This window comes from Pectobacterium sp. CHL-2024, assembly GCF_044751765.1.
Classification (GTDB): domain Bacteria; phylum Pseudomonadota; class Gammaproteobacteria; order Enterobacterales; family Enterobacteriaceae; genus Pectobacterium; species Pectobacterium brasiliense.
Window position 1 is genome coordinate 31,345 of sequence record NZ_JBIXKO010000012.1, and the last position, 20,288, is coordinate 51,632.

The 20,288-nt window shown below is 49.9% G+C and carries 21 protein-coding genes and 1 other RNA gene; 10 read left to right on the top strand and 12 right to left on the bottom strand.

Going from position 1 to position 20,288, the window contains the following annotated elements; genetic code table 11:
* Window positions 1–14: 14 nt before the first annotated feature.
* Window positions 15–380, top strand: coding sequence for a helix-hairpin-helix domain-containing protein (locus ACIPUG_RS16285; protein ID WP_039499031.1), 366 nt, complete (start codon window positions 15–17; stop codon window positions 378–380).
* 105 nt (window positions 381–485) lie between these two features.
* Entirely contained in the window at window positions 486–884 is a 399-nt protein-coding gene (locus ACIPUG_RS16290; RefSeq protein WP_014914532.1) for a thioesterase family protein, read from the top strand.
* A 96-nt stretch (window positions 885–980) separates the two neighbouring features.
* Here ACIPUG_RS16290 and queC read toward each other — a convergent pair whose 3' ends face one another.
* Entirely contained in the window at window positions 981–1,676 is a 696-nt protein-coding gene (gene queC / locus ACIPUG_RS16295; RefSeq protein ID WP_010282163.1) for a 7-cyano-7-deazaguanine synthase QueC, read from the bottom strand.
* A gap of 162 nt (window positions 1,677–1,838) precedes the next feature.
* On the bottom strand, window positions 1,839–2,915 hold the full coding sequence (locus ACIPUG_RS16300) for a PLP-dependent cysteine synthase family protein (RefSeq protein WP_400339273.1): 1,077 nt from the start codon (window positions 2,913–2,915) through the stop codon (window positions 1,839–1,841).
* A gap of 368 nt (window positions 2,916–3,283) precedes the next feature.
* Between ACIPUG_RS16300 and ACIPUG_RS16305 the strand changes: the two genes are divergently transcribed.
* The 5 genes from ACIPUG_RS16305 (at window position 3,284) to amtB (ending at window position 9,390) form a co-directional block, all read left to right on the top strand.
* Complete coding sequence (locus ACIPUG_RS16305) at window positions 3,284–3,745, top strand: Lrp/AsnC family transcriptional regulator (RefSeq protein ID WP_005976040.1); 462 nt, start codon at window positions 3,284–3,286, stop codon at window positions 3,743–3,745.
* Between the two features lie 79 nt (window positions 3,746–3,824).
* On the top strand, window positions 3,825–5,594 hold the full coding sequence (locus tag ACIPUG_RS16310; RefSeq protein ID WP_400339275.1) for a SmdA family multidrug ABC transporter permease/ATP-binding protein: 1,770 nt from the start codon (window positions 3,825–3,827) through the stop codon (window positions 5,592–5,594).
* Window positions 5,587–7,365, top strand: a complete 1,779-nt coding sequence (locus tag ACIPUG_RS16315; protein WP_400339277.1) for a SmdB family multidrug efflux ABC transporter permease/ATP-binding protein — start codon at window positions 5,587–5,589, stop codon at window positions 7,363–7,365. The genes ACIPUG_RS16310 and ACIPUG_RS16315 overlap by 8 nt, the downstream gene beginning before the upstream one ends.
* A 360-nt stretch (window positions 7,366–7,725) precedes the next feature.
* A complete protein-coding gene (gene glnK / locus ACIPUG_RS16320; RefSeq protein WP_002208627.1) occupies window positions 7,726–8,064 on the top strand; it encodes a P-II family nitrogen regulator in 339 nt (112 codons plus the stop codon).
* Window positions 8,065–8,103: 39 nt separating this feature from the next.
* Window positions 8,104–9,390: an ammonium transporter AmtB gene (amtB, locus tag ACIPUG_RS16325; protein WP_014914537.1), complete on the top strand. Its 1,287-nt coding sequence runs from the start codon at window positions 8,104–8,106 to the stop codon at window positions 9,388–9,390.
* A gap of 139 nt (window positions 9,391–9,529) precedes the next feature.
* Here the strand turns inward: amtB and tesB are convergent, their stop codons facing one another.
* Entirely contained in the window at window positions 9,530–10,393 is an 864-nt protein-coding gene (gene tesB / locus ACIPUG_RS16330) for an acyl-CoA thioesterase II (protein WP_014914538.1), read from the bottom strand.
* A 212-nt stretch (window positions 10,394–10,605) separates the two neighbouring features.
* Here tesB and ACIPUG_RS16335 point away from each other — a divergent pair, with 212 nt between their 5' ends.
* On the top strand, window positions 10,606–11,187 hold the full coding sequence (locus tag ACIPUG_RS16335) for a YbaY family lipoprotein (RefSeq protein ID WP_400339280.1): 582 nt from the start codon (window positions 10,606–10,608) through the stop codon (window positions 11,185–11,187).
* Between the two features lie 19 nt (window positions 11,188–11,206).
* Here ACIPUG_RS16335 and ACIPUG_RS16340 read toward each other — a convergent pair whose 3' ends face one another.
* The gene (locus ACIPUG_RS16340) at window positions 11,207–11,527 is read right to left on the bottom strand and encodes an MGMT family protein (protein ID WP_010282239.1); all 321 of its coding nucleotides are present in this window, start codon (window positions 11,525–11,527) and stop codon (window positions 11,207–11,209) included.
* 185 nt (window positions 11,528–11,712) lie between these two features.
* Between ACIPUG_RS16340 and ffs the strand changes: the two genes are divergently transcribed.
* Window positions 11,713–11,809: signal recognition particle sRNA small type (ffs, locus tag ACIPUG_RS16345), an RNA gene on the top strand.
* A gap of 584 nt (window positions 11,810–12,393) precedes the next feature.
* Here the strand turns inward: ffs and ACIPUG_RS16350 are convergent.
* The 6 genes from ACIPUG_RS16350 to ACIPUG_RS16375 form a co-directional block, all read right to left on the bottom strand.
* Window positions 12,394–12,597, bottom strand: coding sequence for an HHA domain-containing protein (locus tag ACIPUG_RS16350; RefSeq protein WP_005976087.1), 204 nt, complete (start codon window positions 12,595–12,597; stop codon window positions 12,394–12,396).
* Window positions 12,598–12,650: 53 nt separating this feature from the next.
* Window positions 12,651–13,019, bottom strand: a complete 369-nt coding sequence (gene tomB / locus ACIPUG_RS16355) for an Hha toxicity modulator TomB (protein ID WP_010282247.1) — start codon at window positions 13,017–13,019, stop codon at window positions 12,651–12,653.
* A gap of 598 nt (window positions 13,020–13,617) precedes the next feature.
* Window positions 13,618–13,761, bottom strand: a complete 144-nt coding sequence (gene ykgO / locus ACIPUG_RS16360; protein ID WP_072036587.1) for a type B 50S ribosomal protein L36 — start codon at window positions 13,759–13,761, stop codon at window positions 13,618–13,620.
* A 17-nt stretch (window positions 13,762–13,778) separates the two neighbouring features.
* Complete coding sequence (locus tag ACIPUG_RS16365) at window positions 13,779–14,027, bottom strand: type B 50S ribosomal protein L31 (protein ID WP_014914542.1); 249 nt, start codon at window positions 14,025–14,027, stop codon at window positions 13,779–13,781.
* A gap of 233 nt (window positions 14,028–14,260) precedes the next feature.
* Window positions 14,261–17,389, bottom strand: a complete 3,129-nt coding sequence (locus tag ACIPUG_RS16370) for an efflux RND transporter permease subunit (protein WP_039511040.1) — start codon at window positions 17,387–17,389, stop codon at window positions 14,261–14,263.
* Between the two features lie 28 nt (window positions 17,390–17,417).
* A complete protein-coding gene (locus ACIPUG_RS16375) occupies window positions 17,418–18,611 on the bottom strand; it encodes an efflux RND transporter periplasmic adaptor subunit (RefSeq protein ID WP_014914544.1) in 1,194 nt (397 codons plus the stop codon).
* 164 nt (window positions 18,612–18,775) lie between these two features.
* Here ACIPUG_RS16375 and acrR point away from each other — a divergent pair, with 164 nt between their 5' ends.
* Complete coding sequence (gene acrR / locus ACIPUG_RS16380) at window positions 18,776–19,417, top strand: multidrug efflux transporter transcriptional repressor AcrR (RefSeq protein WP_014914545.1); 642 nt, start codon at window positions 18,776–18,778, stop codon at window positions 19,415–19,417.
* 56 nt (window positions 19,418–19,473) lie between these two features.
* On the opposite strand, the gene rsmS is transcribed toward acrR, so the two are convergent.
* Entirely contained in the window at window positions 19,474–19,644 is a 171-nt protein-coding gene (gene rsmS, locus ACIPUG_RS16385; RefSeq protein WP_072010012.1) for a pleiotropic regulatory protein RsmS, read from the bottom strand.
* A 37-nt stretch (window positions 19,645–19,681) separates the two neighbouring features.
* Window positions 19,682–20,218, bottom strand: coding sequence for a primosomal replication protein PriC (priC, locus tag ACIPUG_RS16390; RefSeq protein ID WP_039466833.1), 537 nt, complete (start codon window positions 20,216–20,218; stop codon window positions 19,682–19,684).
* Between the last annotated feature and the right edge of the window lie 70 nt (window positions 20,219–20,288).

A 20,288-nucleotide genomic window follows, 5' to 3' on the forward strand; every position in this document is an offset into this window, starting at 1 on the left:
AAGGAGGAAACAGCATGAAAAAATCAGGAATAAAAGCACTGTGCTTAATCATTGGGATGAGCTTGTCTGGGTTGCCATTACTGGGTCAGGCGGCACCTAAAGCCGCTGACAGTACGGCAACAGCGGTGAAGTCTGCGCCAGCAGATCAGAAAGCGGAAAAAGCAACGCTTCCTGATGGTGATGAGGATAAGGTAAGCATTAATGCAGCAAGCGCCGCCGATTTGGCGGAAATAATGAACGGTGTTGGCCTTAAAAAGGCGGAAGCGATCGTGACCTATCGTGAGCAAAATGGTCCTTTTACCCAGATAGATCAATTAACTGAGGTCCCGGGAATTGGAGCGGCGTTGGTTGAACGAAATCTCTCTCGCTTAAAACTGTGATGTCAGTCGCAGCCCAGTCGAGCACTTCCTCTGGGCTGCGAACCTCTGCTAGGCTAATTACCAGGTCATACCAGTTGTTGGTTTTGTCACAGGAGTATTACCGTTATGCAGACTTTCATTACCGTTCGTGGTTATCACATTGATGTTTATCAGCACGTTAATAACGCGCGCTATCTGGAGTTTCTGGAAGAGGCGCGTTGGCAATGGCTGGAAACGTTGCCTGCTTTTGGCTGGATGCATAGCAACAATGTCGCTTTTGTCGTAGTGAACATCAATATCAACTATCGCAAGCCTGCCGTTCTCGGTGACGTGCTGCGTATTGATAGCGAGCTACTACAGATGAATACGAAAAGTGGCGTGATCAGCCAGAAGATAACCCGAGTGTCTGATGAAAGCGACGTGGCCGATGCCACGCTGACGTTTGTCTGCATCGATTTATTGACGCAAAAAGCACTGCCGTTGGAGGGAGAACTGCTGGAACACCTAAACGAGATTCGCCGTTAACATGAAGCAACAGGCCACTACCTGTACGGTGTGGCCTGTTGTTTTTACATGGCGTGATGGTTCTGCATGTAGAGTTCTGCATAGCGACGTGAAGTCTCAGCGTAACCCTGCTTTCTGCTTCAGCGATGCCATGATAGCCACTGAGTCGTTTTGATATTGCGCGAGCCCATTTGCTCGCAAATGGCAGGCGGCACATTGACCACACCCATCACCCTTGATGCCGTTATAGCAAGTTAACGTGTGGTAACGAACGGTATCGAGTTGCTGGTAATGATCCGCCAGCGCCCAGGTTTCGGCCTTATTAAGCCACATCAGCGGGGTTTCAAAACGGATATCGCGGGCAATACCTAAAACAATAGCCTGGTTCAGTGCCTTGACGAATTCGTCGCGGCAATCAGGGTAGCCGGAAAAATCGGTCTCACATACGCCGGTAATGACGGCCTCGGCACCAACCTGATAAGCGTAGATGGCAGCGAGCGTCAGGAAAAGAATGTTTCTTCCCGGAACGAAGGTGTTGGGAATGCCTTGCGCATTGGCATCGTAATCGGGGACTGGAATACTGTCACGCGTCAGGCTGCTGGTAGCGAGTTCATTCAGCAAGCCGACGTCCAGAACCTTATGCGCTGTTGCCCCCAGTTTCTGGCTGAGTTCCCGAGCGACATCGATTTCTGCGCGGTGGCGTTGTCCATAATCGAAGGTGATGCAGTGGACGTCATCATAATCTTGAAGAGCCTGAATCAGGCAGGTTGTGGAATCTTGTCCACCGCTAAAAACGACAACAGCACGCTTCATTCTTCATTCACCTTAACGCGACGTTAACCGCAATACGTCTGCAACGCACAGCGGTGTAAAGTCACTATTTTACCTGAAAAGCTATGTTATCTGAAAAAACACACTATCTGAAAAACACGTTATTTGAAAAAACCAGTTACCTGAAAAATAGCTCGGCTGTCGTTACATCAGGCTGGATTCAGGGGAAAGGTGAGATATCTCTGGGTTGTTCAGCACATTGAGATAAGGGCTAATGTCACCAATATTTTTTTCCACCCAACTGCTGTTGTAGTAGGTGTCCAGATAGCGTTCGCCGCTGTCGCAGAGCAGAGTCACGAGCGCACCTTTTTGACCTCGGTTCACCATCTCTTTGGCCAGTTGCAGCATTCCCCAGACGTTGGTGCCGGTGGAAGCACCTGCTTTGCGGCCTAACACGCTTTCCAGCCAGTACAGCGTTGCGATGCTGGCGGCATCCGGCACTTTGATCATGCTATCAATGACGTCAGGAATAAAAGACGGCTCGGCACGCGGACGGCCAATACCTTCGATCCGACTGCCGCATGGGCCAGTGATGGAGCGATCCCGCTGTTGGTAACAGTCGTAGAAGACGGAGTTTTCTGGATCGACGACGACCAGTTGTGTACCCAGCCCCTGATAGCGAATGTAGCGACCGAGCGTGGCTGACGTACCGCCAGTTCCTGCGCTCATTACAATGTAATCTGGTACGGTATGCTGTTCGCGTGCCATTTGGCGGTAAATGCTGTCGGCAATATTGTTGTTGCCGCGCCAGTCGGTAGCGCGTTCTGCGTAGGTGAACTGATCCATATAATGGCCGTTCATCTCTTGTGCGAGCTGCTCAGATGCCGCATAGATTTGTCCCGCCTGTTCGACAAAATGGCAGCGCCCGCCATAGAAAGCGATTTGCTCGATTTTTCTTTTTGCGGTGCAGGAAGGCATGACGGCGATAAACGGCAGGCCAAGCAAACGTGCAAAATAGGCTTCTGAGACGGCGGTGCTACCGGATGACGCTTCAATAATCGGCGTGCCTTCTTTAATCCAACCGTTGCACAGCCCGTAGAGAAATAAGGATCGAGCCAGACGATGCTTCAGACTGCCGCTGGGATGTGTGCTTTCATCTTTGAGGTAAAAATAGATACCGGGATAATCCGGCAGGGTCAGTCGGATAAGGTGCGTATCAGCCGAACGCTGAAAATCTGCTTCGATAGCGCTGATGGCATTTTTAACCCAGGTATTAGTCATGATGAAAACTCGGTTAGGCAGTGATGCGAATAGAGTAACGAGTTTTCAGGATAAAAAAATTACCTTTTTATCTCCTTGTGGCTAATTTAAGGGAATATTTTTACCTTTAGTTATTCTTGTGTAGATTATTTTCCTACTTAGGCGAATGGCGAGTTGCTATCTTTAAAATTATGATAACAGCGGGGGTTGCGCAACGAAGGTCGGTAAGGTCATTGCTATGTCGATGTTGCCAATAATGCTATCACCATGATTCTGGGCGGGAAGAACATTACTTTTCTCTCTTAATGGGGGAGAGTAGGGGGAGTTTTCTATCGGCGGCGCTATTTTTAGGTAAAACTACATTAGGTAAAACCATATTAGGTATAACTATGTTGGATAAAATTGATCGCACACTGCTGAATATGCTGCAACAGGACTGCACGCTTTCGCTACAGACGCTGGCCGATGCGGTTAATCTGACATCCACGCCGTGCTGGAAACGTCTGAAGCGTCTGGAAGAGGAAGGGATCATCCGGGCTCGGGTGGCGCTGCTGGATAATGAGCGTCTGGGGTTAGGGCTGACGGCGTTTGTTTTATTGAAGACGCAGCAGCATAACCGCGACTGGTATCAGACTTTCACCCGCGTGGTGTCCGATATGCCGGAGGTGCTGGCTTTCTACCGCATGGCTGGCGAATACGATTATCTGATGCAGGTTCAGGTCGCTGATATGAAAAGCTATGATGATTTCTATAAACGGCTGGTGAATGGAATTCCCGGGCTGGTCGATGTAACATCTAGCTTTGCTATGGAACGAATCAAACATACCACGGCACTGCCCTTATCCCTGTGATTCATCATCCATCCGTCTTTTGTATAATCGCTTGTCATGAGTCTGTCATGACCCGTCTGGCTATTGGAATGAAAACCGCGTGAGACTTTTTGCTCAACTGAGTTGGTATTTTCGCCGTGAATGGCGGCGTTATCTGGGTGCTGTGGCCCTATTGATTGCGATTGCCATCCTGCAATTGTTGCCCCCTAAACTGGTCGGTGTGATTGTCGATGGTGTAACGCAGCATGGCATGTCGATGACCGAAATGATGAAGTGGATTGGCGTGATGCTGTTGACTGCCATCATGGTCTATCTGCTGCGCTACGTGTGGCGCGTGTTTCTGTTTGGTGCGTCATACCAGTTGGCGGTTGAACTACGAGAGGATTTTTATCGCCAACTGAGCCGCCAGCATCCGGCGTTTTATCAGCGTCACCGTACCGGCGATCTGATGGCGCGTGCGACTAACGATGTCGATCGCGTGGTCTTTGCCGCCGGAGAAGGCGTGCTGACGTTGGTCGATTCAATGGTGATGGGCTGTGCTGTACTGGTTGTCATGTGTACTCAAATCAGTTGGGAACTGACCCTGTTGGCGCTGCTTCCGATGCCGGTCATGGCGATTTTCATCAAACGCTATGGCACCCAACTGCATAACCGTTTTAAATCCGCACAGGCCGCGTTTTCTTCGCTTAACGATCAGGCGCAGGAAGGTTTGACCAGCATTCGGATGATTAAAGCCTTCGGGTTGGAAAACTATCAGTCCGCGCGTTTTGCACAGGTTGCGGCGGACGCCGGTGCCAAAAATATGCATGTTGCCCGCGTTGATGCCCGTTTCGATCCCACCATTTATATTGCCGTCGGGCTGTCGAATTTGCTGGCGATTGGTGGCGGCAGTTGGATGGTGATTAACGGTTCGCTGACGTTAGGTTTGTTGACCAGCTTTGTCATGTATCTGGGATTGATGATCTGGCCGATGCTGGCGCTGGCCTGGATGTTTAATATTGTTGAGCGTGGTAGCGCGGCATATAGCCGTATTCGTCAACTGCTTGCGGAAGAGCTCGTGGTGAAAGACGGTGAAGAATCGTTGCCTGCCGAGCGAGGCGTGCTGGAAGTGAATATCTCCGCGTTTCGCTACCCGGATAATACCCGTGATGCTTTACAACATATTCAGTTTACGCTGGCACCGGGCAATATGCTGGGGCTGTGTGGGCCGACAGGCTCGGGGAAAAGTACGCTGCTGGCGTTGATATTGCGTCATTTCGATACCCAATCGGGAGAGATTCGTTATCACGATCGTCCATTGAGCGCCATTCGGTTGGATGAGCTGCGCAGCCGTTTTGCCGTTGTGGGACAAATGCCTTTTTTGTTTTCCGATACCGTAGCGCAAAACATTGCACTGGGTCGGCCTGATGCTACCCAACAAGAAATTGAACAGGCGGCGCGGCTTGCGAGCGTTCATGACGACATTCTGCGTTTACCTCAGGGTTACCAGACGGAGGTCGGAGAGCGCGGCGTGATGTTATCAGGCGGTCAAAAACAGCGGATCGCGATTGCCCGAGCGCTGTTGCTGGATGCTGAAATTTTGGTGCTGGACGATGCGCTGTCTGCGGTTGATGGGCGAACGGAACACCAGATTTTGCAGAATCTCAAAACATGGGGCGAAAAGCGGACACTGATTATCAGCGCACATCGCCTGTCAGCCCTAACCGAAGCGAATGAAATTGTGGTGTTGCAACAAGGACAAACGGTGCAGCGTGGCACACACCGGATGCTGGTGGCACAACCCGGCTGGTATCGGGATATGCACCGTTATCAACAGCTGGAGGCGGCGCTGGATGATGTGCCGCAGTTGGAAGGAACGAAAAATGAATAGCCCTCAACAGTTTTGGCCAACCCTGAAACGTCTGCTGGCCTATGGTTCCCCCTGGCGAAAACCGCTGTTACAGGGCGTCCTGATGCTGTGGATTGCTGCAATCGCAGAAGTCTCAGGCCCTGTGTTGGTGAGCTATTTTATTGACGATTTGGTAGCAAAAGGCCAGTTCCCGCTGGCGATTGCGGCGGGCCTGGCAATGGCCTATATCCTGCTGCAAATTCTGGCGGCCTCGCTGCATTATTTCCAGACGCTGTTGTTCAACCGCGTTGCGGTCGGTGTCGTCCAGCAACTGCGCATTGATGTGATGGATGCGGCGTTGCGCCAGCCGTTGAGTACATTTGATACGCAACCAGTCGGGCAACTGATTTCACGCGTCACCAATGACACCGAGGTGGTTAAAGACCTGTACGTCATGGTGGTGTCAACGGTATTACGCAGTGCGGCGCTGGTGGGTGCGATGCTGGTGGCGATGTTCAGCCTGAACTGGCAGATGGCGCTGGTTGCACTGATGATTTTCCCTGCGGTAGCGACGGTCATGGTGCTGTACCATCGCTTTAGTACGCCGATTGTCCGCAAGGTGCGGAGCTATCTGGCTGACATCAATGATGGCTTCAATGAAGTGATTAATGGCATGGGCGTGATTCAGCAGTTTCGCCAGCAGGCCCGCTTTGGCAAGAAACTGGGGGCTGCCAGCCATGAGCACTATGAAGCGCGGATGAAGGTACTGCGTCTGGAGGGTTTCCTGCTGAGGCCGTTGCTGAGCCTGTTTGCCGCGATGGTGCTGTGTGGCTTGTTAATCCAATTCGGTTTCAGCTCAGTTGGATCGGTTGGCGTCGGGGTCTTGTACGCGTTTATCAACTATTTGGGCCGTCTGAATGAACCGCTGATTGAACTGACAACTCAGCAAACGATGTTACAGCAGGCGGTTGTCGCCGGTGAGCGTATCTTTGAACTAATGGATGGCAAAAAGCAGCGCTACGGCGATGATGAGCGTCCTCTGGCGACTGGGCGTGTCGATATTGACGATGTCTCTTTCTCGTATGGCACAGAAAAACGCGTGCTACAGAATATTTCTCTGACGATACCAGAGCGCGGATTCGTCGCGCTGGTCGGGCATACCGGCAGTGGGAAAAGTACGCTAGCCAGTTTGCTTATGGGGTATTACGCGCCGGATGAGGGTGAGATTCGACTCGATGGCCGCCCGCTGTCGACGCTCTCTCATGCGGTGTTGCGCCAAAATGTGGCAATGGTGCAACAGGATCCGGTTGTGCTGGCGGAATCCATGTTTGTGAATGTGACGCTGGGGCGTGATATCAGCGAAGAGGCCGTCTGGCGCGTGCTGGAAGTGGTGCAGCTTGCTGAACTGGTTCGGGCTTTTCCTGAAGGATTGTATACGCGCATTGGCGAGCAGGGAAATAACCTGTCTACCGGACAAAAGCAACTGTTGGCGATTGCGCGGGTACTGGTGCAAACGCCTAAAATCCTGATTCTCGATGAGGCGACGGCGAATATTGACTCAGGTACGGAGCAGGCGGTGCAAAAGGCGCTGCGCATTATCAGGGAACAGACAACCTTGATTATCATCGCTCATCGGCTTTCCACTATCGTTGAGGCCGACACGATTATGGTGCTCCATCATGGGCAAACCGTTGAGCGGGGAACGCATGAGCAACTGCTGCAACAGCAGGGGCGCTATTATCAAATGTATCAATTGCAGCTCGCCGGAGAGGACCTTGCAGCCACCAGCACTGAGGCTTGTCCTGAGCACTGAGACCGATCTGGGATAGTATCTCGGTCTGCACCGCCTTGTGTGGTGCAGACTGACAGTCTATTCATGGCTTCGCACCATCAATAGGCATCGTGATTCTGGTTTTCCCCCGCACTGCACTGAAAATACTCTTCGCGCACTAAATTAGTGCAATTCTTGCCCGATTCTTCCTGCATTTCTTTCCCACCGGGTTTTCTTTTTGCCCTTTCTTATCGTTAATAGCGTTCTCTTTCCTGATTTGTGCCAGATAAATCATTTATGGCACACCCTTTGCTTTAGTCATGACGTAGACCGACTTCATAGAGCATGTAATCGAACAAGTGACGGGCGAAAGCCTGAACGTAATGGCTAGGGGGAAGATAAATGAAACTGGTTACTGTGGTGATAAAACCATTCAAGCTGGAAGATGTACGTGAAGCGTTATCTTCTGTCGGCATCCAGGGACTCACCGTCACTGAGGTGAAGGGATTTGGTCGTCAGAAAGGACACGCGGAGCTATACCGCGGCGCAGAATACAGCGTTAACTTTTTACCCAAGGTAAAAATTGATATCGCGATTGCAGACGACCAACTGGATGAAGTGATCGATGTTATCAGCAAAGCCGCGTACACCGGAAAAATTGGTGATGGCAAAATTTTTGTCGCCGAGTTGCAAAGGGTTATCCGTATTCGTACGGGTGAAACTGACGAAGCCGCACTTTAACAACACCTAGCGTAGATACGTAAATAGGGATGGATGAAAATGAAAAAACTACTCTCTTCATTAGGTCTCGGTGTGGCGGCATTACTCCCGTCCTGGGCAATGGCTGCGACACCGACGATTGATAAAGCGGACAACGCTTTTATTATGATTTGTACCGCACTGGTACTCTTTATGACTATACCGGGCATCGCACTGTTTTACGGCGGCCTGATTCGTTCTAAGAACGTTCTGTCCATGATGACGCAGGTGAGCGTAACGTTCGCGATGGTTTGTATCCTGTGGGTCGTTTACGGATATAGTCTGGCCTTCAGCGAAGGTAACGCCTTCTTCGGTGGTTTCAGCACCTTTATGCTGAAAGGCATCGGGATTGAATCCATCAGTGGCACCTTCTATCAGTTCGTACACGTGGCCTATCAGGCTTCCTTTGCCTGTATCACCGTTGCGCTGATTGTCGGGGCGATTGCTGAGCGTATTCGTTTCTCTGCTGTACTGATTTTTGTTGCGCTGTGGCTGACGTTCTCCTACCTGCCGATGACGCACATGGTATGGGGTGGTGGCTATCTGGCTGCGGATGGCGCGCTGGACTTCGCTGGTGGTACGGTGGTTCACATCAACGCCGCAGTTGCTGGGTTGGTTGGTGCTTACCTGCTGGGCAAACGTGCTGGTTTTGGCAAAGAGGCCTTCAAACCGCATAACCTGCCGATGGTGTTTATCGGTACGGCGATCCTGTACATCGGCTGGTTTGGTTTCAATGCGGGTTCTGCGGGTGCTGCGAATGGTATCGCCGCTCTGGCTTTCCTGAACACCGTTGTCGCGACTGCCGCTGCAATTCTGGCATGGGTTGGCGGTGAGTGGATGGTTCGCGGTAAGCCTTCTCTGCTGGGCGCGTGCTCTGGCTGTATCGCGGGTCTGGTGGCAATCACTCCAGCTGCGGGTACGGTTGGTGTGGGTGGCGCACTGATCATCGGTCTGGCTGGCGGTGTTGCAGGCCTGTGGGGCGTAACGGTACTGAAAAGATGGCTGCGTGTGGATGACCCATGTGATGTGTTCGGTGTTCACGGCGTGTGCGGTATCGTTGGTTGTATCCTGACTGGCGTATTCACTTCTGCATCACTGGGCGGTACGGGCTATGCGGAAGGCGTAACGATGGCACACCAGATTTGGGTGCAGTTGTTCAGCGTGATTGTTTGTCTGGTGTGGTCTGGCGTGGTGGCATTTGTCGCCTTCAAGATCGCGGATATGGTTGTCGGCCTGCGTGTACCTGAAGATCAAGAGCGTGAAGGTCTGGACGTCAACAGCCATGGCGAGAGCGCTTACAACCAATAAGATCGCATAAATTAATCAGTGAGATAGTCAGAATAGAGTAAGCAGGCGTGGGGGAGACTCCACGCCTGTTTTATTATCAGTCTTAAACCAACCCTCTCCAGATGAGGTGGTCTTTTACGTTACGAGGCTGCCGCAAGGTTTACGGCTGGCGACGACGTATGACGCCTTCCTGCACGCTGGATGCAACCAGTACGCCTTCCCGAGTATAGAATTGCCCACGAACGAAACCACGAGCACCGGATGCAGACGTGCTTTCTACGGTATATAACAGCCAGTCATCCAGCCGGAAATCACGGTGGAACCACATTGAGTGATCGATGGTAGCGACCTGCATACCCGGCTCCAAAAATCCAACGCCGTGAGGCTGCAAGGCCGTGAGTAGGAAATTGCAGTCAGACGTATAGCCGAGCAGATATTGGTGAATACGCTTATCGTCCGGCAGCGTGCTACTGGCACGACACCAGACGTGTCGCACCGGCTCGTCTACTTCGCCTTTTAGTGGGTTATGGAATTTAACCGGGCGTATCTCAATCGGGCTGGCCTGAATAAATTTATCATGAAAGCGGGGCGGCAGGAGGTGCTGCATGTCTTGTGCGATTTCCTGCTCGGATTTCAGATTTTCTGGTGGTGTGACGTTTGGCATCACATTTTGGTGCTCGAACCCTTCTTCATGACTTTGAAATGAGGCCGTCATATAAAAAATAGGGCGACCATTCTGGATAGCCCTAACGCGTCTGGCGCTGAAGCTGTTGCCATCGCGCAGGTTTTCAACGTCATAAATAATCGGTTTCTGGCTATCGCCGGGTAGCAAAAAGTAGCTGTGGAAAGAGTGAATGTTGCGCTCGACGGGGACAGTCTGTTTGGCGGCCGACATGGCCTGGCCGACGACTTGCCCACCAAAGACCTGACGTAGCCCCAAATCATCGCTTTGCCCGCGAAATAGCCCTTCTTCGAGTTTCTCTAAATGCAGGAGGTCGAGAAGGTGTTGTAGTGATTGACTCATGATATCGGCCCCAATGGATGCGAATAAATAATTATCTGTTTGTTTTTTAAGGTGTAAAATATTTTGTTATGGGTTTTTACTGCAATGAATGTGTAGGTTTCAGGAAAATATCAGAATTTTGCACCATCATTATTGTGTTGGGTGAATCATACTATTTATGAGTGCCGGTTTTCGATACCGGTAGTCTGACAATAATAAAGGAGACTGACCGAATGAAATTATGGCATATATTAGGCGGTATCACGTTATCGATGACTCTGGTTGCATGTGCACAGAGGAATGATTATGGCGTTTCTCCTCATACTGGCGCACCTGTCACCTCTGTTTCTTCACAGCGCCCAGCTGTTGTAATGCCAGCGGTAACCGGTACGGTGAATATTCGTCAGCGCATTGCACTCCCTCACAACGCCGTTTTAACCGTTACGGTGTCTGATGCATCGCTGGCGGATGCACCTTCAAAAGTGATCACTCAGCGCGTGACGCGTACAGAAGGAAAGCAGGCTCCTTTCCAATTCGAGTTACCGTATAACCCGGCCGATATTCAGCCCAACGCGCGTATCTTACTCAGCGCAGCCATTGCGATCGATAATCGTATCGTGATGGTGACGGAGAACGTCTTACCGGTTATTAGCAACGGGGTAAATAACGCCGATTTGGTGCTGGTACCTGTCGCCTCTGTTCCCCTACCGGCTAAAAATCAGGGCTCGATGATGTCTAACCCGACAAACCAGACTCCTCATATGCTTCAGGGGCAGCCTGACTCGTCATCTATGGCACCACAGACCATCTGGTAATTTATCTGGATACGCGCCGTTATGGCGCGTATTGCCAGCGATATTTCGCAAGATCAACTTTTCCCTGACGATTGAAAATGATGCCCTCCGCTTGTAGTGCTGACTTTTGACGCACATAGTCTCCACCGACCAGCGATATTTCGCCTTTACGATTGATCACCCGATGCCAGGGGAGTTTGCTGTCTTTCGGCAGACGTTTTAATACTCCGCCGACTTGCCTGGATGCTCTGGGTGAATCGGCCAGCTGCGCGATGTCGCCATAGGTCGCTATTTTTCCGTAAGGGATTGCCGCGACGATTTGAAAAACGCGCTGGCGGAAATTATCGTTTTCTTCTGACATCCGCGGATATTCCTGCTGCTCCTAAACCGATTGAACATCATAGTGGCACAGCGGGGTGGGTAAGAAAACAACGGTTAGTCGGTGTTAGCTTGCAATTGCCTATCCCATCGCCGATAATGCCCACCGCTTTGTGACACGTTGCGATTATCATGTGCAAGCCGTTATAAAGTCGTCAATGGAGGCCCTGTCGGTTCTCCCGCAACATTAACCTGTGGATTCGGTCAGGTCCGGAAGGAAGCAGCCGCAGCAGGAGACGTGTGTGCCGGGATGTAGCTGGCAGGGCCTCCACCATTTCTGCCCTCGTTAGCCGCTTCATCGCCAGGTTGGTCTTCATCTCCTGCACATAAACGACATTCTCTGCCATAAACCCGTTGTCTGACATGCATAAACGCTGAGCCGCCATTCTTTGCTCGATAGGTGTCATTTACCGATCGCTGTTTCTTCGAGAGGCTGACCGTGTATCTTTACCTGGCGAGTAATAATTGCGGTAATTATTATCTCCTCTGTTTTCATCACGGGAATACTATTAGTGATGCTATCGATGCGATTGTTATATTCCCGTCATACTTCAAGTTGCATGTGCGTTGGCTGCGTTCAGTCACCCGAATCACTTACTTGAGTAAGCTCATCAGGATGCCCTCTCTTGCCGCCTTCCTGAAACTCGAATTATTTAGGGTGTGAACAATAAATGCTGGGGAAATAAGCGTGAGATGTGAGGAAGAATTCATTTTTACTTAATATAAAAAAATACAATTTGTTACAAGTCTTACGCAATTAATACGTTAAAAAGATAATAAAAACAAAGGCCGATAATATTATCGGCGCAGTGTAATTAATGTCAGTTTTTGTATGCGTTTCGTTAGGAATTAACGAACGTATCGCCATACTGCAGTAGGGACTTTGTCGTAGAGTTTGTTCATCGTCAGTTCTGCAAGGCGATGATCGGCTGCGGAAAAGAACATCTCCAGTTCATCATTAGAGAGTTCATACTTGTTTTTTTCAATAACGCGTTCGAGGGTGTCAATGGTTGTGCATTTACGCAAACGCATCAAATAGTCGATTTTTTTCATAATGGCCTATGCAAGCAGTACCTGGTGGTTAAAAAATATAAATAAATTATTGCTTAAGTTTTAGCAGGCGTACAGATGTTCTCCCCTGAGAACATTCCGAATAATTTTGCTTTGGACTTCTGCCAACGCCGTAGTTCAGCATCATTAATACCATAGTTGCTAAACAAGACGTAAGTATCATCCAAATACTTTTCAACCTGCTCTGAAAGCTCACTTTCGTTAGGGTATTTTATTTTAAATGTGAGAATAAACGTAGCGATATGCTCAATAAGTTCATTTAATTGGAGATTGATCGCAGATGTTGGATCATTGACCCAGCCGTGACTGCTATCGCCTAACGTCGCTATGCTTTCGTCACACAGATTCTCACATAAGAATCTGAGTTGGGCAATATCATAATGTTTTGGTGTGTACTCATCCATATCAATCCCTCCGTTAAGCCGTTATTCAGTGTTACTGCGGTTAACACCTGGTAAACAGGTAGACTGATGAAGCTTACAAGATAAAACGTTAACGTTGTTTCGTATTCATGTTGTTACAGACAGGGCGTTGAACCATTGTGATTTGTTCTGTAGTGAATGAGAAAACAGTGATTATCGTCCCTCCCAGTATCTACTATGTCGCGAAATAGGGTTGGCGTAAATACCAACATCTCATGACTTAACCTTAAGTATAGCTATACCATGGTGGTTACGGTTACGTCATTCTATATATGACTATAGCAAAAACGTTCGTAAAATTCGCGGATAATAGGTAAGGTTTTCACTGCTATTTATTTTGATTAATCCTCAAATTTTTTTGTTGTCACAATGAGCATAGAATAAACTCGTCTGCGGCTTATTTAATTATTTCTATCTGAAAATATGAGAAATGGCAGAAGGAATGCGAAGATATTGCTCAGCGGATAAGGGCTTTTGGCACTCGTTATCTTATTGTTTCAGCAGTTTTTTCATGCGAATCATCCCGTGCAGTCTTGTTAGCGTCATAACACCGACTGTATCGGGATGAAGTTGAGAAAGATTAACCTTTTTTCTTTTTTCTGCCTTGTACGGCCTTAAAGCGCGGGTTGGATTTGCATATAACGTAAACTCGCCCGCGACGGCGGACCACAATACAATCCTTATGACGATTCTTTGCTGAACGTAGCGAACTAAGCACCTGCATTTTATAGCCCTCTCTGATTACTTGAAGAAGTTGCCAAAGCGCTGCTGGAAGCGCGCTGTGCTGCCTTCTTTGGAATATTCTTTTTGCTTCCCGGTATAATAGGGATGCGATGCCGAAGAAACGTCAATGGTGACGTAAGGGTAGCTGGCCCCCTCCAGTTCAATGGTTCGATCGGTTTTAATCGTTGATCCCGTCTTGTAATAAACATCCGCGCTGGTGTCATGAAATACCACCGTGCGATAGTCAGGATGAATACCTGCTTTCATAGTTGCCTCGTTTGTTATGTTATAACATATCTATTATGTTGCGCTTTTTTGACACGAGGATCAACCATTATGTTGTTGCAAGGCTGCAGCATTCTCTAAGTCACTATATAGAGGCGGATAACGATGCAAACGGCTCTGTGCTCGTTTGGTGAGAATGAGCTGAGAGGAAAGGGTAGGAAAGTAAAAAAGGCCGCTAGGCGGCCTTTAGGGGAGATATTGATGGATGTTCAGCCTTAGTGTGCTGTTGTGTCGTCTACTTTCTTGCCAAAACGGCGGCGGACAACAACAAAGAACACCGGAACGAAGAAGATAGCCAGCACGGTTGCTGTAATCATCCCGCCCATTACGCCAGTACCAACGGCGTTCTGTGCACCGGAGCCTGCACCACTACTGATAACCAGCGGCATGACACCGAGGATAAAGGCAAGTGATGTCATCAGGATTGGACGCAAACGCATACGAACGGCATCAAGCGTTGCTTCAATCAGTCCTTTCCCTTCTTTCTCCATCAGATCTTTAGCAAATTCGACAATCAATATGGCGTTCTTCGCCGATAGCCCTATGGTTGTCAGCAGGCCCACCTTAAAGTAAACGTCGTTTTCAAGACCTGTCATATTCGCTGCAATTAACGCACCGATGATCCCCAATGGAACAACCAGCATGACGGAGAACGGTATTGACCAACTCTCATAAAGCGCTGCCAGACACAGGAACACGACAATCAGTGAAATGGCATAGATTGCGGGTGCCTGGTTACCAGATAACCGCTCTTGATAGGACATACCCGTCCATTCGTAGCCGATACCTTGCGGTAATTGGGTCACGAAATTTTCCATCAATGCCATGGCTTCACCGGTACTCTTACCTGGCGCGGCTTGACCTTGGATCTGCATGGATGGTTGGCCGTTATAACGTTCCAGACGCGGTGAACCATATTCCCAGTGGCTCTGCGTGAATGCAGAGAATGGCACCATTTGTCCGTTGCTACCGCGGATGTACCAGTTTTTGATGTCATCTGGCAACATACGGAAAGGTGCATCGGCCTGAACGTAAACTTTCTTCACACGACCGCGATCGATAAAGTCATTTACATAAGAACCACCCAGCGTGGTTGCCAATGTTGAACTGATATCCGACAGTGACACACCAAGCGCCTGTGCTTTTTCCTGATCGATATCGAGACGGAACTGCGGTGTATCTTCCATCCCGTTAGGACGAACTTGCACCAGGGTATCAGGACGTTGTGCCGCCATGCCTAGCAGTTGGTTACGTGCTTCCGTCAGTTTTGCATGCCCAAGGTTAGCCTGGTCAATCAACTGGAAGTCGAAACCTGTTGCGGTACCCAGTTCGATAATCGCAGGAAGGTTGACTGCGAAAACCATAGCTTCTTTATACTGGCTAAAGGCCGCGTTTGCTCGGCCTGCAATCGCCATAACTTTATTTTCTGCGCCGCTTCGTTCACTCCAGTCACTCAGGCTGGCGAAGGCCAGACCGACATTCTGCCCACGGCCAGAGAACCCGAAGCCCGACACCGTAAATACAGATTTAACGTTACTTTTCTCATTCTCGAGATAGTAGTTCGTCATTCTGTCCATGATTTTCTGCGTGTTTTCCTGCGTTGCCCCTGAAGGCAACTGAACGATATTCAGGAGAACACCTTGATCTTCATCTGGCAGGAAGGACGTCGGCAAACGTAAGAACAGAAATGCCAGACCGACAACAATCAGCAGATAGATGACCAGATAACGGCCCGTGCTGCGCAGAATATTTGCCACACTATCGGTGTAGTGATGTGTGCTTTTCTCGAACAGTCTGTTGAACCAGCCGAAGAAGCCTTTCTTCTCACCGTGATCGCCTTTGGCGATTGGTTTTAGCAGCGTTGCGCAAAGCGCGGGTGTCAAAATCAATGCGACCAGAACCGACAGCACCATCGCAGACACGATTGTGATGGAGAACTGGCGGTAGATCGCCCCTGTGGAGCCACCGGTAAACGCCATCGGGACGAATACCGCGGACAGAACCAGCGCAATACCGACCAACGCACCTTGGATCTGCTCCATGGATCGTTTGGTTGCTTCTTTAGGCGGTAGACCTTCTTCCGCCATGACACGTTCCACGTTTTCCACGACGACGATGGCGTCATCCACCAGAAGTCCGATGGCGAGAACCATCGCGAACATCGTCAGGGTGTTAATGGAATAACCAAATGCGGAGAGGACCGCAAACGTCCCTAGCAAGACGACTGGTACCGCAATGGTTGGGATCAGCGTGGCACGGAAGTTCTGCAAGAACAGATACATCACTAGGAATACCAGTACGATGGCTTCCACCAGCGTTTTCACTACTTCGTTGATGGAGATCTTAACGAAGGGGGTAGTATCGTACGGGTAAACGACTTTCAGGCCAGCAGGGAAGAACTCTTCTGCTTTGGTCAGTGCATCTTTTACAGCGGTTGCGGTATCCAGCGCGTTTGCACCAGTTGCCAGTTTGATACCGATACCGGCAGCGGGCTTACCATTGAAACGTGCTATAACGTCGTAGCCTTCTGCGCCCAGCTCAACGCGAGCAACGTCTTTAAGGCGAACCTGAGACCCATCAGCGTTAACCTTCAGCAGGATTTTAGAAAACTCCTCGGCTGAATTAAGACGGGTCTGCGCAATGATAGAAGCGTTTAACTGCTGACCGGGAACCGGTGGAGCACCACCCAACTGCCCTGCGGCGATTTGGTTGTTTTGCACTCGGATCGCTGCGGTAACATCGCCGGCTGTTAACTGGTAATTATTCAGTTTGTTCGGATCCAGCCAGATACGCATCGCGTACTGGGAACCAAACAGCTGCGCATCACCTACACCGGATGTACGGCTGATTGGGTCTTTAACGTTAGCAGCCACGTAGTCAGCGATATCTTCCTGTGACATTTTACCGTCTTCACTGATGAAGGCGGCAACCATGAGGAAGCTGCTACTTGATTTCTGAACGTTAACCCCTTGCTGCTGTACTTCTTGCGGCAGCAGCGGCATGGCCAGTTGCAGTTTGTTCTGCACCTGGACCTGCGCGATATCCGCGTCCGTACCTGCGTCAAAGGTCAGGGTAATCTGCACTGTACCTGAGGAGTCACTGCTTGATGACATGTACATCAGGTTATCGATACCGTTCATGTTCTGTTCGATAACCTGCGTCACGGAATCTTGCAGCGTTGATGCATCGGCCCCTGGATAGTTTGCTGTTATGTCAATCGCGGGTGGTGCGATCGTTGGATACTGGGCAATCGGTAATTTAACAATTGCCAGCAACCCCGTCAGCATCACCATGATGGCGAGTACCCATGCAAAAATGGGTCGATCTATAAAAAACTTAGCCATGAATTATACCGGCTCCTGTTAGAACGTCTTAAGACTTCGCGGGTTCTGCTGACGCTTGCTGCGCCTGCTGATTTTCTTGAGCGACTTCTTTAGCTTTTACCTGCGCACCAGGTCTGATTTTTTGCAGACCAGTGACGATAACGCGATCGCCCGCTTTCAAGCCTTCGGTAACCAACCATTTGTCACCAACTGCCTTACTGGTTTTAAGCGTGCGAGGTTCTACTTTATCGCCTTCTCCAACCACCATCGCTGTGGCCTGACCACGTGGATCGCGGGAGACACCCTGCTGTGGAACTAACAAGGCTGTTGGGTTAACGCCGGAATCGAGACGCGCGCGTACAAACATTCCGGGGAGGAGGTTGTGCTGTGGGTTAGGGAAAATGGCACGCAGCGTAATGGAACCGGTGGTTTCATCTACCGTGACATCGGAGAATTCTAATGTACCTGCTTCAGTATATTCAGTACCGTTTTCCAACAGCAGGCGGACATTGGCTTTGCCTTCACTTTGTTTCAGCGTGCCGTTTTCCAGCTCTTTCTTCAGTTGCAGGAAATCATTACTGGACTGCGTGACGTCAACATAAATCGGATCAAGCTGTTGAACGGTTGTTAATGCTGTTGCTTGCCCAGTTGCGACTAATGCGCCTTCCGTTACCGTTGATTTACCTACACGGCCTTCGATTGGCGAATTAACTTTGGTGTAAGCCAGATTGATTTGTGCGGTGTCCACTGCTGCTTTGGCAGCCTGAACGGCAGCATCAGCCTGACGAGAAGTCGCGACAGCCTGATCGTAATCCTGCTTGCTGACGTAGTTGGTGCCCAACAGCGGCTTATAGCGATTAACGGTCAAACGGGCAATTTCTGCCTGAGCCTGAGCCTGAGCGAGTGAGCCTTTGGCGCTGTTGTAGCTTGCCTGATATGTCGCGGGGTCGATCTGATACAGCGATGCGCCAGCTTTAACGTCAGATCCTTCAACGAAGTTGCGTTTGAGGATAATGCCGCCAACCTGTGGGCGAACCTCAGCAATGCGGTAAGCACTTGTGCGGCCCGGCAGCTCGGTCATTACATTCAGTGCTTCCGTCTTTAACGTAACAATACCCACTTCAGGCATCTGCTGCTGTGCGCCGCCTTGTTGGTTGTTGCCGTCATCACATCCTGCGAGCATTAAGCCGCCGGAAAGCATCAGAACTGCCGCCAGAGGCGTTAGCCCTCTGTTTTTGTTCATAGATAAACCTCAAGTGTCCGATTTGAAATTGACCAATGGATCACAAGCTCAAAACCCATTGCTGCTATAGTCTTATGTTCATGCTATGTTACATACATACTTGAATGTATGTAAATCTCACTTTCCTTCAAATACAGCGGTATGGCACGAAAAACCAAATTATCATGGCACGAAAAACCAAAAAACAGGCTCAGGAAACCCGACAACAGATACTGGATACTGCGTTAAGAGTGTTCTCTGAGCATGGTGTGTCCGCGACTTCATTGTCTGACATTGCCACCGCTGCTGGTGTGACCCGCGGTGCTATTTATTGGCATTTTAAAAACAAAGCCGAAATTTTTGACGGAATCTGGGCGTTGGCAGAGTCAAAAATAGATGAGTTTAAAATAGAGTATCAGACAAAATTTCCTGATAATCCACTCCGCGTGATGCGTGAATTATTGATTTATATGCTGCGTTTAACGGTTAGTGATACGCACTGGCGTTCCATTATGGAAATCGCTTTTCACAAATGTGAGTTTGTCGGTGAAATGTTGCAATCGTACAACGCGCGCAAAGAGCTCTATCTTTCCTGCTATGTCGATATTGAAGAAAATCTGATTGAGTGCATCCGTCTGGGCATGTTGCCGACGGATATTCATTCTCGCCGTGCGGCAATTGCGCTGCGTGCCTATTTTTCTGGTGTGATGGAGAACTGGCTATTTATGCCGGAAAGTTTCGATCTCGATCAGGAAGCCCCGTCGCTGGTGGATGCCTTTATCGATATGTTGCATTTTAGCCCGGCGCTACGTAAACCCGCTGAGTAAGCTATTGAACGACGGCGCTAGCACCCGTTGCCTCTACGTGCTGAGTTATTTTTGCTTTAGGTAGAGGATTTAGCGCCACCTTCTTCTTGTGATAGCTTCTTTTCAAAATCGGTGCGCACAATCTCTAATGCGGCCAGCACGATACGCGGTTCGATCTGGTTTTCTTCCAGCAGCATAATCAAATCGACCGCCAGCTTGACGTCGGGTGGGGCGTTTTCAAGTGACATGAACCAGTTCCTCTTTTTCCTCGGCGAAGCTGCTGCGCTATAGTCCTTGTTCCCGGCGTTCGATCTGACGCTCCAGCCGCGACAGCGCCTGACGGCAGCGTGACAGCCGTCCTTCCAGCGCCGCCAGCTCTTTTTGCAATCGCTGTTGTTCGCTGAAGAGCGTCTGCGTGGTGAGCAGGCTTTCTCTATCCTGAATCATGGAAAGTAAACGGCGTTCATAATCCTGATGTTCCGCCAGCTTGTGGTACACATCTTCCTGCTGTGGGGCGGTATTTTGCTCCTGCCTGCGTAATGACTGCGTCGCCAGCTCCCGCTGCAATGCGGCTATCTGGCTGACTAGCTTTTCAGCCAGAAATGCCACGCGATCGGTGCGCTGTTCTGCAACTAACTGCTTTATCGCGTGCAGGTTTTGCTCAACTTCGGCGCGATAGTCACGTAGCCGAGTGCCGTAGCTGCTAAAAAGCTGACGATCAAAGCGCGATTGCGGCACGGCTTTATCCGCCAGCGGTTCAAGCTCTTTCGCCAGCGTGTTAATTTGTTGTTCAAGCGCCTGCAGCAATCGATGCGTGTTCACTTTTTTCCCTTACGGTAAGGCTGATGATTCAGCGAGTCGGCGCGTGGTAGATCGGCACAGTGAGTCTGTG

Bases quoted from the DNA above. Each gene is read 5' to 3' on its own strand.
- amtB (WP_014914537.1), top strand. From the start codon at position 8,104: ATGAAAAAACTACTCTCTTCATTAGGTCTCGGTGTGGCGGCATTACTC.
- ACIPUG_RS16335 (WP_400339280.1), top strand. From the start codon at position 10,606: ATGAAATTATGGCATATATTAGGCGGTATCACGTTATCGATGACTCTG.
- tomB (WP_010282247.1), bottom strand. From the start codon at position 13,019: ATGGATGAGTACACACCAAAACATTATGATATTGCCCAACTCAGATTC.
- ACIPUG_RS16285 (WP_039499031.1), top strand. From the start codon at position 15: ATGAAAAAATCAGGAATAAAAGCACTGTGCTTAATCATTGGGATGAGC.
- ACIPUG_RS16290 (WP_014914532.1), top strand. From the start codon at position 486: ATGCAGACTTTCATTACCGTTCGTGGTTATCACATTGATGTTTATCAG.
- ACIPUG_RS16375 (WP_014914544.1), bottom strand. From the start codon at position 18,611: ATGAACAAAAACAGAGGGCTAACGCCTCTGGCGGCAGTTCTGATGCTT.
- ACIPUG_RS16305 (WP_005976040.1), top strand. From the start codon at position 3,284: ATGTTGGATAAAATTGATCGCACACTGCTGAATATGCTGCAACAGGAC.
- ACIPUG_RS16340 (WP_010282239.1), bottom strand. From the start codon at position 11,527: ATGTCAGAAGAAAACGATAATTTCCGCCAGCGCGTTTTTCAAATCGTC.
- ACIPUG_RS16365 (WP_014914542.1), bottom strand. From the start codon at position 14,027: ATGAAAGCAGGTATTCATCCTGACTATCGCACGGTGGTATTTCATGAC.
- ACIPUG_RS16370 (WP_039511040.1), bottom strand. From the start codon at position 17,389: ATGGCTAAGTTTTTTATAGATCGACCCATTTTTGCATGGGTACTCGCC.
- tesB (WP_014914538.1), bottom strand. From the start codon at position 10,393: ATGAGTCAATCACTACAACACCTTCTCGACCTCCTGCATTTAGAGAAA.
- rsmS (WP_072010012.1), bottom strand. From the start codon at position 19,644: ATGTCACTTGAAAACGCCCCACCCGACGTCAAGCTGGCGGTCGATTTG.
- ACIPUG_RS16350 (WP_005976087.1), bottom strand. From the start codon at position 12,597: ATGAAAAAAATCGACTATTTGATGCGTTTGCGTAAATGCACAACCATT.
- queC (WP_010282163.1), bottom strand. From the start codon at position 1,676: ATGAAGCGTGCTGTTGTCGTTTTTAGCGGTGGACAAGATTCCACAACC.
- ACIPUG_RS16300 (WP_400339273.1), bottom strand. From the start codon at position 2,915: ATGACTAATACCTGGGTTAAAAATGCCATCAGCGCTATCGAAGCAGAT.
- acrR (WP_014914545.1), top strand. From the start codon at position 18,776: ATGGCACGAAAAACCAAAAAACAGGCTCAGGAAACCCGACAACAGATA.
- ykgO (WP_072036587.1), bottom strand. From the start codon at position 13,761: ATGCAGGTGCTTAGTTCGCTACGTTCAGCAAAGAATCGTCATAAGGAT.
- ACIPUG_RS16315 (WP_400339277.1), top strand. From the start codon at position 5,587: ATGAATAGCCCTCAACAGTTTTGGCCAACCCTGAAACGTCTGCTGGCC.
- glnK (WP_002208627.1), top strand. From the start codon at position 7,726: ATGAAACTGGTTACTGTGGTGATAAAACCATTCAAGCTGGAAGATGTA.